The sequence below is a fragment of the Sphingobacterium sp. GQ94 genome, from assembly GCF_059758715.1.
In genome coordinates, this window is sequence record NZ_JCAXEC010000001.1 from 407,412 (window position 1) to 421,920 (window position 14,509).

The window sequence follows — 14,509 nt, forward strand, 5'->3', positions numbered from 1 at the left end:
TTACGGATTAAAAAAACTAATCAATTCAAAATTAACAAATGAATAATAGAAAGCTAACTTTAAAAGAAAAAAGAAAAATCAGCTGCCAGTCTCTGCTATTATGTGCGGCCTTACTTCTATTTTTCGGCACTATTCCCTGGGCTAATGCACTTGCGCAGGAAAGTAACAAAACCTACAATCAAAATTATCAGAGGACTACCTTACGCGAAGTAATTCTTGATCTACAAAATAAGTCAAGAACAGACATTTCTTTTACGGAAAGTTTAGGACTTCAAAACATTACTGTTGAAAAATTTGAGACAAAAAATGAAACCCTTGAACAGGTACTGCACCGTCTGCTTTTGCCGTATGGCATTCAAGTTCAAAAGACGAACAGTGGTTTTGTCTTAGCCAAAGGGGCGCCAGGCAATGGAAAGACAATTTCTGGTAAGATCGTTGATTCTTCAGGCGCACCCATTTCCGGAGCGACGTTAATGCTAAAGCGAGCAAAGACAACAACAACAAGCAATGAAAAAGGTGACTTTATACTGGATGCAAAATTCCCTATAGACTCATTATTAGCGCATTTTATGGGACTCCAATCGGTCGATACACTGGTTTCAAACGGCATGTCCGGCTTAGTTATTCGGTTGATAGACGAACAGACACGGGAAATTGATGAGGTTGTGGTGGTTGGTTATGGGGTCCAGAAAAAAGTTAATCTTACCGGATCAGTTGAAGTAGTGGATGGCAAGAGGCTTCAAAGCCGTCCTGTCAATAATGTTTCTCAATCCCTTTACGGAACCGTCAGTGGTTTAACAATCGCATATGGAAATAATGGTTTCGAACCGGGAGCCGCCCCATCTGTACAGATCCGAGGTCAGGGGAGTCCTTACGTGCTGATCGATGGAACTGTGGGCGATCTTAATACGCTCGATCCAAATACGGTAGAGAGTATTTCTGTTCTAAAAGATGCCGCCGCTTCTGCAATCTACGGAGCGCGGGCCCCTTATGGGGTTCTATTGATTACAACCAAATCAGGGAAAGCGAACCAAAAACCTCAGATAGATTTTTCGGTTAATGGAGGGCCAACTACGATTATAAATAAACCCAAGATGGTGGATTCTTACTCTTTTGTACGTGCGATGAATGAAATGCACGATAATCAAGGAGTTGCGCGACTTTTTTCTGAGTCCACCATCGATCGTATCATATCCTATATCAATGATCCAACATTGCCCGAAACTGTACCAGATGCCAATAATCCGTCCAAATGGTCAACTTATCAGTTTTCAAATGGGAATAATGACTGGATAGATATCCATTATGGTAACGGACGAAGAATGCAGGAGAATCTCTCATTCAGGGGTGGAGCAAAGGATATGTCGTATTTCCTGTCCTTAGGTCATGCTTCGGAAAAAGGGGTGCTAAAAATGGTGGACGATAAATACAATCGTTATAATTTTCAAGGTAAGATCGATGCCAATATTACGGATTGGTGGAAGATCAGTTCCAATACACGATTGACAAATGAGCTTCGCAACCGTCCGATATATAATGGTGAAGGAGGTTATGGAATGATTATCCACCAGATCTTCCGGACACATCCCGAAGTTTTCTTGAAATCACCCAATGGACATTACTCTCAGTTGTCTCGGGTGCCCCAGATGCGTGCGGGGTATCAGGAGCTTATTGACAATAATTTGGTTCAGCGCTTGGCAACCGAGATTACTCCGCTAAAAAATTGGAAGATAAATGCCGATTATTCGATCGATTATAAAATTTATAATTACGAGGGGGTAAATCAGGTAGCCTATGAAGATGAAGTCGATGGTACCTTGGTCCCAATATCGCTCACGGTACCTTCGTATATTGAAAAGGATAAGTCAAATACAACTTACAAAGCTCTCAACATCTATAGTACGTATACATTTGATCTAAGAGAAGATCATCATTTCAACGTATTGGTAGGATTCCAGAACGAAATAAACAATTACGATTTCCTTAGCGGTCTTAAACGTGAGCTGATTACTCCTTTGGTTCCTTCAATAACGACGGCTACAGGCGAGATGCAGACCACCGATGCCCTCAGCCACTGGTCAACGCTGGGGTACTTTGCACGGCTTAACTACAATTATGCGGACAAGTATCTATTGGAAGGGAATATCCGCTATGACGGAACCTCGAAATTTGCAAGAGGGAAACGTTGGGGATCTTTTCCCTCTGTATCGGCAGGCTGGGTTGTTTCTAAAGAAAAATTTTGGGAAACCGTCGCACCATTTGTGCAGTTTTTTAAAATCAAGGGTTCCTGGGGAAAGCTGGGGAATCAAAACGTAAATGCTTATCAGGATCTGGCTCTATTGGGGGTGAACCGTAATCTAGGTTGGATGATAGATGGCATGCGTCCAGCATATACTGTTGCTCCGAACCTTGTCAATAAATTTCTTACATGGGAATCCTCAAGCTCAACCAATATTGGGGTCGAAGCCGCTTTTCTACAGAATCGTTTACAGGCAGAATTCGAATATTACCAACGACTGACTTTCGACCGTTTGGGTCCGGCCCAAGCACTTCCTGCTGTGCTAGGAGCAACCGTACCGCGAGAAAACAATTCTGAACTGAAGACTAAAGGTTGGGATTTTACGCTCCGATGGAACGCAAAAGTGGGGACTGAATTTGGTTACTCTGTCGCTGCTAATATATTTGATTATAGAAATATCATCACAAAATACAACAACCCAACAGGCATCTTGACAACGGATTACCTCGGAAAAGATCCGAGTGAGATTTGGGGGTATGAAACGCTCGGTCTTATCAATACCCAGGAACGGGCGGATCAAATCAATGCTTCTGGCTATCAAAAATTTATAAATGGTCAGGTATGGCAAACGGGAGATATTGAATACCGCGATCTCAACGGTGATGGAGTCATCAATAACGGCCGTAACACACTTGATAATCACGGCGATCTCACTATTATCGGAAACTCGACCCGACGGTATCAATTCGGACTTAATCTGGCAGCCAATTATAAAAACATTGATGTTGCGGTTTTTATTCAGGGCACAGCAAAACGCGATCTTTGGCTAGATGGCAACATATTCTGGGGATTCCGTGCTTGGAACCAATCTTCCTTGTTTCCGCATCACATGGACTATTACAGGGATTCGGATGGAACCACGTATTCTGGACTGGGTATCAATACCGAAGCTTATTTCCCCCGCCCATATAGCAATACCGGACAGGACAGTAAAAATAAGCAAGTACAGACCCGATACCTACAGAATGGTGCATATGCACGTCTTAAAAATGTACAGATCGGTTATACCTTTCCTCCACCGTTGCTCCAAAAAATCGGTCTGAAGAGGGTGCGAGTATATTTCTCTGGGGAAAACATATATACGCTAACCAAACTGCCAAGCGGGTTCGATCCTGAGACGGCCTCTCTGGGAGAACTAGGTGATGGTAAAAGTATGTTCTCCCAGGCGATATGGGGATTTGGACTTAATATTTCGATGTAAAATTTATGCCAGAATAACAACGTTTTTGATAAATCGCAAGCTGTGTTTAAGAACTGATAATACTATTAAGAAATCATAACCATGAAAAAAATCGCAACAATAATATATACTTTAATCCTCCTGCAAATGATCTGGTCCTGCTCCGAGGATTTTTTGGATAGACCACCATTGACAGAGATCGATAACGAGATCTATTGGAAAACGACTAAAGATCTGGAAAATTATACCGTACAATTTTATACGGCATTTCCTGCATTTGGTTCGGTCGGCAGTTATCTCGGACTGATTGGATGGGACGGGACAAGGGGTTCTGATGTACAGATTGCCAGCTCGGCAAGCACCGTTCTGGACGGGACAAGATCTCCCATTACAGCGGGTGGGAATTGGACCTGGGGAAATATTCGGAGTGTAAATGTGTTTTTTGCCAATTACGATAAATGTGAAGACTCATTCGAAAAATATAAGCATTTTGTAGGCGAAGCACATTTCTTTAAGGCTTGGTACTACTTTGAGAAAGTAAGGCTTTATGGCGATGTGCCTTGGTTTTCTGAGCCACTGGAAATGGATTCCGAAGAACTTTACAAAGCACGTGATCCCCGCACGGTAGTCATCGATTCCATTTTGTCACATTTGGACAAGGCCATTGAATACCTTGATCCACTGGCTAGTGTTAAGGGCAAGAATAACCGACTGTCGAAGCAGGCCGCCTTGCTATTCAAATCAAGAGTCGCCCTTTTTGAAGGCAGTTGGCAAAAATACCATAAAGGTACACCTTTTGCCACCAATGGAGCAGATCCAAATAAATATTTTCGTCAGGCAGCAGCAGCGGCAGAGGCATTGATGGATCCGCAATATGGAATGGGTTTATACAGTACTAATGATCCTGAAAACGACTATTGCAGACTTTTTTCGCTTAAGGACCAATCATCTAATAAGGAAGTTATCCTGTGGAAAGCATATTCTATTGGCAGTGATCTTTCCCATTCCTTTCAGATCTATGTGTCAGACCGTACAGCAGGAATATCAATGACCTTTGAACAGGTGCAGCATTACTTAGACAGAAATGGACATCCCTACGACTATTTTTCCATTGGAAAAACGGTTAAAGGCAATGCCTTTTTACAAAAGATCCGAGAAGATTGTGATCCGCGCCTATCCCAGACGATCTGGACTCCTGGCGCAACCATGTGGGACAACACGTTTGGTAAATCAACATTTAAAAAACCGTTTTTGGACAAGTCTGGGGAAGCCTTAAACAATACAGGCTTTCAGATTCGAAAAGGAAACGACCCTAAATCAGCCCTTGCCGGAGGTGGTGTTTCTTGGAGTTCGAGTGATGAAACGGGAGCCGTAATTTTCCGATTTGCTGAAGCGCTACTGAATTATGCTGAAGCAAAAGCAGAACTTGGAGAGTCCGTTGATTACAGCAAATCAATTAACCTACTTCGCAAAAGATCAGGCATGCCCGATTTTTCAATTAACAGCGATCCCAATAGCAATAGATATGCAGACTACGGTTATAGTCTTTCCGATGAGCTAAAAGAGATCCGTAGAGAACGTACTGTTGAATTGGGCGCGGAAGGATTTAGGTATGATGATATCCGAAGGTGGGCTGCACACAAATTAATTAAAGGTAAGCGACCTAAAGGATATCCATTTGACGCAGGAGACTGGACAGGTACTAAGATCAACTATAAAGTGGATGCAGATGGCTTTCTTGATCCTTTTATTGCTCAGATACCGAATGGGTATGGATTTAGGGAAAACCGCGACTATCTTGAATGTATCCCTTTAAATGAAATTACGTTAAATCCCAATTTAAATCAGAATCCAGGATGGGAATAAGAAATTTTATCATTTCCGTGCTATGTAGTTTTCTATATAGCAGCGGATTTGGACTGCAAGCTCAGACATTGAAAATAGGTCTGATAGCGGATCCTCAATATGCGAACCAAGATACCAGAGGTAGTCGGTTCTACCGGAATTCTCTAGCGAAATTAGATTCTGCTACAGAAGCCCTGAATGCGGCCCAGGTTGATTTTACGATTATGCTTGGAGATCTTGTAGATGCCGGGCCAAAAGATTTGCCCCCAGCCCTTCAGAAGCTTGAAAAACTAAACAGACCGTGTTATAATATTCTTGGAAACCATGACTATGTTGATCTTAAAGAAGGAACTGCATTGTATAAAGCATTTAAGATGCCCAAGCCGTATTATGCCGTAGAGAAAGATCATTGGCTTTTTATTCTGCTCAATACCAATGAGCTTGCAGAATATGCAACAAAGAGTGGGACCAAAGACCGTGAATCATGGGAAGCTTTAAATACTAAGCTAAAAACAGATGAACGAAAAAATGGACAACCTTGGAACGGAGGTATAAGTGCGAAACAGCTCAAATGGATGGAAAAGAAGTTGCGTCAGGCACAGTTGCGATCTAAAAATGTGATTGTTTTTACGCACCATCCCTTATTTCCAGAGAACGGGCTAGAAGCACTGAATAACCGTGAGATTTTAGCGATAATTGAAAAATATCCACAGGTTAAAGCTGTGATATCAGGCCACCACCATCCTGGGAATTTTGCGATTTACAAAGGAATTCCGATGATCACCTTAGAGGGTATGATCGAAACTGCGGATCAGAATGCCTATGGAATCCTGAAGTTAAACGCTAATCATTTACACATCGTGGGAAAAGGTCGAATGACATCTAGGAAAATAAAATTTTAAACCAATAAATTTTAAGATATGAAAATAATAAGAAAATCTTCAAGTGTCCTCAGAACAGGAATTTGTACCGTATTTTTTCTCGTTTGTTTATTCACGGGCTGTCAGAAGGATATAATAAAATCAGACGCTGAAGAAAATTTGTCTGCGAAAGTGGGCAAAGCTATGACATTATTGTCTGGTCCAGGTTTTGTAAGTGCACACCGTTCCAATGACCTGATCAAGGTCGATGAGATTATCAATGAAGGAATCAATAGCCTGGAAGTGGATATTTATATTGGAAGTAAAGGAGGTCAATTGACATGTCTCATTGGCCATGAGGCCGGGACCGCTACAGGACAAACATTGGAGCAATATTTTGCCAATCTGAGTCAAAAACTTCCTGGTTTTACTTCATTGTGGCTTGATTGCAAGGATCTAAACAGTTCGGCAAATGAAGCATTATTCCTTAGCACACTAGCAAAAATGGATAGTCTTTACTCAATCAAAAATAGAGTACTGGTAGAGAGCATGTATCCGCAGCATCTTACAGGATTTAAGCAATTGGGTTGGACTGTAAGTTATTATTGCAATTGGAACGATTTAAGCGGGAAAACACCTGCTCAGCAACAGGTTGTGATGGATTCCATGTACAGCAAACTTAATACTTATGGTGTCGATGGAATTAGTTATGATGCATCTGTAGATAATGCAATGAAATCCTATTTTCCAACAAAGACGGTAGGAGGTGAGCGGGTAAAAATGTACGCATGGGCACTATCGCGATATTATGGCGAAACCGACCTTGTTACAAAGCTTGCGGGCTATGGACATCTTGATATCCTGTTGATCACTTTCTATTCCCCTCAGGCAATCCTATTAGATGGCTCAAACTATAAGATTGTTTCGGCTCTGACCAAAGAACCAAGCAAAGTTATGGATGCGAACGGCAATCCCCCGATCAATGGAGAGGATGTAACCTTGTGGACGTATAATTATCCCACATCATCAAATCAAGTATGGAAATTAAGAAGCTTAGGGAGTGGCTATTATGCATTAAAGAATCTTGCCGACACCACAAAAGCACTTGAAGTAAGAGGAGGAGGATCCGCTAATAGCACACCGGTGCAAGTGGCTACATTTGCGAACACTACAGCGCAGCGTTGGAAGATTACATTTGTTGGAGGCGGTAATTATAACCTCGAACCAGCATGTGCTCCGGGGAAAAACTTGGACATAAATGGGGGCAGTACCGCTAATGATACACAGATTCAGATCTATTCAGCACATTCCGCAAATTCGCAAAAATTTCGATTGGTAAAACAATAAAAATTTAATAGGTAATAATCTTATCTAGATTAAAAAATAAAAATGAAAAAGAACAAGGAAAATAGCAGAAGAAATTTTCTCAGGGATAGCCTAAGAGTAGGAGCTCTTACATTACTCTCATCAGAATCAGTATTTTCTAAAGAACGGAAGACACAAAATGAACAAGGGATAATTACAGGTCCATATCTGCAGACCAATTTTAGCGATAGTTTGATACTACAGTGGGTTATCGACTTTAACTCGGTAAGCTGGGTAGAGATTGGAACGCAGAAAGAGATTCTCGATTCAAAAGTATATGGTCAACCGAGCATGGGCTTATTGCCGATCGGGAGGATTCACCAGGCTGAGATCAGGGATCTTATAGCCGGAACTACGTATTATTATCGAATAGTTTATAAAGAAATAATTGACTTTCAGCCCTATAACATTAATTATGGCCCAGAACGTTATACAGAAATTTATAGGTTTACTGCTATAAATCCGAACAAGCCAGATATATCATTTCTTATGTTAAACGATATTCATGATAGGCCCGAATCCATATCTCACTTATTGGACTTAGATAAAGGTCAAAAACGGGATTTCGTGTTTTTTAATGGTGATATTGTAAACTATCTATCGAACGAACAACAGGTCATTAATAATATATTAAATCCAGTAACTGAATTATCCACTGGAGGCACACCTTTTTTGTATGTTAGAGGAAATCATGAAACAAGAGGCGAGTTTGCACGAGCTTTACCCGATTATTTCAATAAAATAGGGTACCAGTCCTTTTCTCTTGGTCCTGCCCGGTTTGTCGTATTGGACTCCGGAGAAGATAAACAGGATGCCCATCCTGTTTATGGAGGACTAGTTGACTTTAATAATTATAGAGAGGAGCAGGCCAGAATTTTAGAGAAAGAAATAGCAAGTTCAGCGTTTAAAGACGCCACCTTCCGTATCGTGTTCATACACATGCCCCCGATAAAATATGGCGACTGGGAAGGGACAAACCACTCCACGCTTACATTTGAACCAATATTGAACAAAGGAAAAGTGGATCTTGTGTTAAGCGGTCATATCCATAAAAGCAGAATATTTCAAGCAGCTGATGGGGCCAATAGCTATCCGATTATTACTGGAGGCGGGCCTAAAGATGGAGATAGAACATTAATAAAAGTGAACATCAATCAACATCGTATTTCTGTTGAAATTTTTGACGATACTGGTAGCGTTAAGGAGACCTTACATATAGATGCAAGATAGCAGACTCTTAATTGAATATTTCTTAATGCTTCAACAACGGCACCTGGGGTAGGAAAAGAACCACTCCGTTTAATGAACGCGTAAGATTTTGCCAAGGAAGTGTTTCTTTAATATAGTTGACACTAAAACACTAAGTTTTACTAACCAAACAACATCTACTATTATGAATTTTCTGAAAATTTTTACTAATCTGACGATGTATTCCTTCGTTGTGCTATCCCTAGTGGGATGCAAAAAAGAAGAGGAACCGGGACCTAAAATAAAATATTTTGATATTGATAAAAATGAACTAGTACTAGACATTTCCGGATCTACTGAAGTTGTTAATATTAGGACCAATCTATATGGGATAGCTATAGAGGTATCCGAAGCCTGGTGCAGGGCAAAATTGATAAGCGATTCCCAGCTTGAGGTAACGGTGGATGCGGTAAAGGATGATATTGATGAAAGAGAAGCCGAAATAGTCTTAAAGTCCGAGTACAATACAAAAAAAGTTCTTAAAGTGTCTCAAACCTCGCTTAATGATTCCGAAGTCAAAATTTCTGGTGCAACGGCGGTTTATTCTCATTCCACAAACGGCATTGATCTCTCCATGGATGATGACTATAACACGTATTTTATGTCGCATTGGAGCGGAACGCAATTTCCATTCGATGTAATTTACGATTTAGAAGGTGTTAATAAGATTGATTTTCTGCGGTACCATCCAAGGCCCGGAGGAGAAAAGAAAAACGGCCTATTAGGAAAACTTGAAATATGGTATACAACTAAAAGCAATCCTTCATTTGTGAAATTCGGAGATTTTGACTTCGAATATGCTGCAGAAATGAAAGAAATTGCCTTTACTCCGGCTCTTGTTGAACCCAAGCAAATAAAACTTGTACTTTATAAAGGTTACGGGGCGGGTACATATGCAGCTATAGGGGAATTGGAATTTTTTAAAGCTGCTAAGAAGTAAATAAATAAACCTATAAAAGGATGAAAAAATATATTTTTATACCGCTTCTCTATACCGCGGCAGCCATTTTTATGTCTCTATTTTCATGTAAAAAAGATACCATTTTCGCAGACCCTTACATTAATTTGAGTGTGGACAGTTTGAGTGTGGGGAAGGTAGGTACACATGAAAAAATTGAGATTGAAACCAACTTATCTCTGATTTCGGTAATATCCGCGGATATTTGGTGTCAGGTTAAATTAAGCGGAAGTGAGCTAAGCATTGAAATAGATGCCAACGATGAAAATGCCCGGAAAGGCGAAATTATTTTGAAAGGAAAAGGTGTTGAAAAAAAAATAATAATAAACCAAAGAGGCATGCAATCCCCTCCCACAGGAACAATAGGAGAAGATATACGGATACCGGTAACCAGTGCAACATCCACATCTTTTCATTCTGCAAACCCAATTGATCTTTCATTTGATGGAGATTTTGAGACCTATTTTATGACTAATTGGTCTCAGGCTTCATTTCCTGTGGAAGTAATTTACAATTTCACTAATGTAGAAACTATGGATTATATAATGTATTATCCTAGATCTGGCGGTGCGGGAAAGAACGGGCTTTTGAATGAGGTTGAGATTTGGTATGCCACTGAAAGCAACCCCTCCTTTACTAAACTTGGAGACTATGACTTTAATGGTTCTCCCTCGTCTGTGAAAATAGATCTACCAGATTTGATCAGACCTAAACAAATTAAATTTGTGCTATCTAAGGGTGTCGGATCAGGCACTTTTGCGGCAATTGGGGAAATGGAATTCTTTCGAAATAATCCAGACTCGTTCGACTATTTGTCAATTTTTACGGATCATTCTTGTTCGCAAATTAAGGACGGCATCACTTTGTCTGTAATTCAAAACATTTCCCAACCATTTTTTAAGTATCTGGCAACAGAATTATATCATAAAGAATACGATAGCGAATTTAGAGTGCAAGAATACAGGAATTGGCAACATCCTCAGGTGATGAGCGATTTGAACAAAACAAGTACTTATAGTTTACTTGACAATCCAACAGGTATATCAGTCAAGGCTGGAGAAGAATTGATCGTACTGGCAAATGACCCTGGATTAAACAATATTTCTCTTCATGTCATCGATCTAGAACAGGGTTACGGTTCGAGTTCGTCGTATAGCATTTCCAAAGGATTAAATAAGTTGAAGATGCAATCAAAAGGTTTAGCCTATATCATGTATCATACCGACTCGGGTACAGATCAACCTGTTAAGATTAATATTGCAGGCGGCACGGTAAATGGTTATTTTGATAGCGAGAAACATACACAACAAGATTGGTTACGGTTATTAGATAAAGCAACTGATAAACATTTTGACGTCTTAGGAAAGTATTCTCACCTCACTTTTCCCGTTGCTGATTTCAAAAAATATACATCAGATGGATTGGCTCTTATCAAGAAATATGACGAGTTGATGGTTCTAGAGGCTGAATTTATGGGGTTGGTGAAATATAAAAAGACCTTTAAAAATAGAATGTATTTTCATGTCGATTACGGTGATGCGTATATGTATGCAACTTCATACCATACGGGATACAATGCGAGCACCATGCAAATTCTGTGTAATTTGGAAACATTTACGACAAACTGCTGGGGACCAGCGCATGAAGTTGGACATGTAAATCAAACTCGTCCAGGACTTAGATGGCAGGGGATGACGGAGGTGACCAATAATATACATTCTTTATTTGTACAGACCTCTTTTGGAAATACCTCTCGTTTGATAAAAGATGGTGTCTACGAGAAAGCTTTTTCTAATGGTAATTCAATTATCAATTCTAAAAAGGCTTTTGCCGAGAGCACAGATCTCTTTGAAAAATTGATTCCATTTTGGCAGTTAAAACTTTATCTTTTGGACGCTATGGGGAAATCTGAATTTTATAAAGATTTATACGAACACTACAGAATTACACCGACTTTGTCTGCTCAACTGACAGATGGGGTTTATCAGCTTGATTTTGTTAGGAATGTATGCAAAGTAGCACAACTCGATTTAACTGAATTTTTCGAAAATTGGGGATTCTTACGAGCTATAGACATAGAAGTTAATGATTACAATTCAAAAAGGTTTATTATTACCCAAAATCAGGTCGATCAACTGAAAGCCGAAATCAAGGCAAAAAACTATCCGAAGCCAAAACATTCAGATATTCATAAAATAACAGATAACAATGTTTCTTATTATTCTAATTGAGCAAGGAAACAATCGGCAATGTCTCTACAAATTTGAATATTCGTTTTTTCTATGCAATGTATGGAATAACCGAAATAACATGTGTTGAAGCTATCTGCTGTCTATCAATAACTGGATTTAGGACCCCACCAATTAATTTTTTGGTGTTCCTAAATCCAGTTATTTTGCATTAATAAGGTCCCCTTGATTACAAACACTTTCACGGTCTTACCCCCCCCTTGAGGCTACCTATACTCTAAAAATGGTAGAACGCAACCTCAAAAATTCCTGAATAATCCTCGTTTCACGAAAATCGATAAAAATTAATTTGATAAAAAACACTTTATAAAAGTATATTATTATACTTTATATAAATATTTTTAGTATGTTTGTATGCTATATTTTAATTATGAAATACAATATTTTAAAGGAAGTTGTCACTTTATTAGAAGAGTTTGAGTCAGAAAATGCATTGAAAGCGGAGTATTCGGATGATATAGAAGGGTTTAAGGCGTGGATAATGGCTGGTTATGAAATTCCAGAACATACGCAAGAGCCTGATTGGGAAGGAAAAGAAAACGGACGTAGTGCGGAAAGTGTGATCAATACCCTGATAGTTCATATGAATAGATATGCCAAAAGTTATTCAAAATCTGCCATATTTGGCTCGAGTTTTTCTAGCCAGGAGGATTTTATTTACCTAATCAATCTCAAAGCATTTGGTGAGATGACTAAGATGGACTTAATCAAGAAAAATGTCCATGAGAAGCCTGCTGGAATGCAGATCATTAACCGATTGATTGGGCAAGGTTGGATAGAACAAGTTGCCTCTAAGGTGGATAAGAGAAGTAAGGTCATAAAAATAAGCGTACAAGGTCTTACCGTTTTAGATACTCAGATGGAGAAAATCAGGAAGGCAACTGAAATCGTCACGGGAGATTTAACACATAACGAAAAGATGGAACTCATTCGGCTGTTAACTAAACTCAATGATTTTCATCTACCGATTTATGCTCGAAATATTGACACTGAATATTTATTGATTGAAGCTTTAAAACAGGACAAGGAATGCGAAAAAAAATAGCGGTTATCGGTTCCGGGTTTTCAGGATTGTCTGCGAGTGCTTATTTGGCAAAGGCAGGGAATGAAGTCCACGTATTTGAAAAACACGATGAGCCAGGAGGTAGAGCAAGGCAGTTCTCTACCGAGAAGGGCTATCTTTTCGATATGGGTCCAAGCTGGTATTGGATGCCTGATATAATAGAACGGTTTTTCGCTGATTTTGGGTGTAAAACCTCTGATTTCTTCGAGCTGATTTCATTAGATCCACAGTTTGAGATCATTCTTTCCCAAGGAAAACTCAGTATACCCAAAAGCATGGAGGCATTGAAAATTGTTTTTGAAAACATTGAACCAGGGGCAGCCCAGCAATTGGAAAAATTCATGCAATCGGCAAAATTTAAATACGAGGTTGGTATGAAGGATTTTGTCAACAAACCAGCGTACAGTTGGTTTGAATTTGCCTCTTTTAAAATAGTCAAAAGTGCCTTGAAAATGGATTTACTAACCAACTTTAGTAAGTATGTCTCTAAATATTTTAAAAGCGAAGTGCTAAGAAAGATAATGGAGTTCCCTGTCATATTCTTGGGTGCATCTCCCAAAAAGATTCCAGCTTTATACAGTTTGATGAATTACGGGGGGTATGCTCTTGGTACACATTACCCAATGGGAGGCTTTTATCAGCTTGTTTTGGCCATGAAAAAAGTAGCCGAGCAACAAGGCACAATCTTTCATCTCAATCATTCGGTTGAGCGTATAAATACACAGAATGAACATGTGGTTTCCTTGACTGTAAATGGCCAAGTTCATGAATTTGATGCCGTCGTTGCCTCATCAGATTATCATCATACGGAAACTCTTTTAAGGAAAGAACTTAGGAATTATTCAGATGCTTATTGGCGAGAGAGAATATTTGCGCCATCGAGTTTGATCTATTATTTAGGAATTGATTGCATGTTGCCCAACCTGAAACATCATACGCTGTTTTTTGAAAATGATCTGGATGAACATATCGATTGTATTTATAGCAAAAAAAAATGGCCTGAAAAGCCCCTTTTTTACGTTTGTTGCCCCTCAAAAACAGATCCTAATGTTGCTCCCCAAGGTAAAGAAAACCTTTTTTTGCTGATGCCTCTGGCGACTGGCTTAAACGATGAGCAAGCTGTGCGGGAAAAGTATTTAAACCAAATGCTTTCAAGAATTGAAAAACATACGGGCGCAACCCGGCTGTCCTCGAGAATCGAATACAAACGAAGTTATTGTGTTAGCGATTTTATTACAGATTATCATGCGTATGGTGGAAATGCCTATGGACTGGCTAACACACTTGCTCAAACGGCAGTTTTGAAGCCTAAGATAAAAAATAAGAGATTAAAAAATTTATTCTACACCGGGCAGCTAACTATCCCCGGACCCGGAGTTCCTCCCTGCATTATATCCGGGGAAATTGTTGCAAATGAGGTGATTAAAATGAAAACGTAGTAC

At 39.6% G+C, this 14,509-nt stretch carries 9 protein-coding genes; all 9 read left to right on the forward strand.

Annotation, left to right across the window (positions count from 1 at the left end; all coding sequences use genetic code 11):
* Positions 1-38: 38 nt before the first annotated feature.
* Entirely contained in the window at positions 39-3,500 is a 3,462-nt protein-coding gene (locus AC6CHH_RS01670; RefSeq protein ID WP_498279059.1) for a SusC/RagA family TonB-linked outer membrane protein, read from the forward strand.
* A gap of 81 nt (positions 3,501-3,581) precedes the next feature.
* Entirely contained in the window at positions 3,582-5,345 is a 1,764-nt protein-coding gene (locus AC6CHH_RS01675) for a RagB/SusD family nutrient uptake outer membrane protein (protein ID WP_498279061.1), read from the forward strand.
* Entirely contained in the window at positions 5,336-6,226 is an 891-nt protein-coding gene (locus AC6CHH_RS01680) for a metallophosphoesterase (RefSeq protein ID WP_498279063.1), read from the forward strand. The genes AC6CHH_RS01675 and AC6CHH_RS01680 overlap by 10 nt, the downstream gene beginning before the upstream one ends.
* A gap of 18 nt (positions 6,227-6,244) precedes the next feature.
* A complete protein-coding gene (locus tag AC6CHH_RS01685) occupies positions 6,245-7,531 on the forward strand; it encodes an RICIN domain-containing protein (RefSeq protein ID WP_498279065.1) in 1,287 nt (428 codons plus the stop codon).
* 42 nt (positions 7,532-7,573) lie between these two features.
* Entirely contained in the window at positions 7,574-8,779 is a 1,206-nt protein-coding gene (locus tag AC6CHH_RS01690) for a purple acid phosphatase family protein (RefSeq protein ID WP_498279067.1), read from the forward strand.
* 163 nt (positions 8,780-8,942) lie between these two features.
* Positions 8,943-9,737, forward strand: a complete 795-nt coding sequence (locus AC6CHH_RS01695) for a BACON domain-containing protein (protein WP_498279069.1) — start codon at positions 8,943-8,945, stop codon at positions 9,735-9,737.
* Positions 9,738-9,757: 20 nt separating this feature from the next.
* Positions 9,758-11,986 carry a M60 family metallopeptidase gene (locus AC6CHH_RS01700; RefSeq protein WP_498279071.1) on the forward strand — a complete coding sequence of 743 codons (2,229 nt, stop codon included), beginning with the start codon at positions 9,758-9,760 and terminating at the stop codon, positions 11,984-11,986.
* A 388-nt stretch (positions 11,987-12,374) separates the two neighbouring features.
* Complete coding sequence (locus AC6CHH_RS01705) at positions 12,375-13,049, forward strand: MarR family winged helix-turn-helix transcriptional regulator (protein WP_498279073.1); 675 nt, start codon at positions 12,375-12,377, stop codon at positions 13,047-13,049.
* Complete coding sequence (gene crtID / locus AC6CHH_RS01710; RefSeq protein WP_498279075.1) at positions 13,034-14,506, forward strand: bifunctional phytoene desaturase/3,4-desaturase; 1,473 nt, start codon at positions 13,034-13,036, stop codon at positions 14,504-14,506. The genes AC6CHH_RS01705 and crtID overlap by 16 nt, the downstream gene beginning before the upstream one ends.
* The last annotated feature ends 3 nt before the right edge of the window (positions 14,507-14,509 follow it).

Excerpts from the sequence above, each read along its gene's own strand:
- AC6CHH_RS01670 (WP_498279059.1), top strand. The coding sequence starts at position 39 with ATGAATAATAGAAAGCTAACTTTAAAAGAAAAAAGAAAAATCAGCTGC.
- AC6CHH_RS01675 (WP_498279061.1), top strand. The coding sequence starts at position 3,582 with ATGAAAAAAATCGCAACAATAATATATACTTTAATCCTCCTGCAAATG.
- AC6CHH_RS01680 (WP_498279063.1), top strand. The coding sequence starts at position 5,336 with ATGGGAATAAGAAATTTTATCATTTCCGTGCTATGTAGTTTTCTATAT.
- AC6CHH_RS01685 (WP_498279065.1), top strand. The coding sequence starts at position 6,245 with ATGAAAATAATAAGAAAATCTTCAAGTGTCCTCAGAACAGGAATTTGT.
- AC6CHH_RS01690 (WP_498279067.1), top strand. The coding sequence starts at position 7,574 with ATGAAAAAGAACAAGGAAAATAGCAGAAGAAATTTTCTCAGGGATAGC.
- AC6CHH_RS01695 (WP_498279069.1), top strand. The coding sequence starts at position 8,943 with ATGAATTTTCTGAAAATTTTTACTAATCTGACGATGTATTCCTTCGTT.
- AC6CHH_RS01700 (WP_498279071.1), top strand. The coding sequence starts at position 9,758 with ATGAAAAAATATATTTTTATACCGCTTCTCTATACCGCGGCAGCCATT.
- AC6CHH_RS01705 (WP_498279073.1), top strand. The coding sequence starts at position 12,375 with ATGAAATACAATATTTTAAAGGAAGTTGTCACTTTATTAGAAGAGTTT.
- crtID (WP_498279075.1), top strand. The coding sequence starts at position 13,034 with ATGCGAAAAAAAATAGCGGTTATCGGTTCCGGGTTTTCAGGATTGTCT.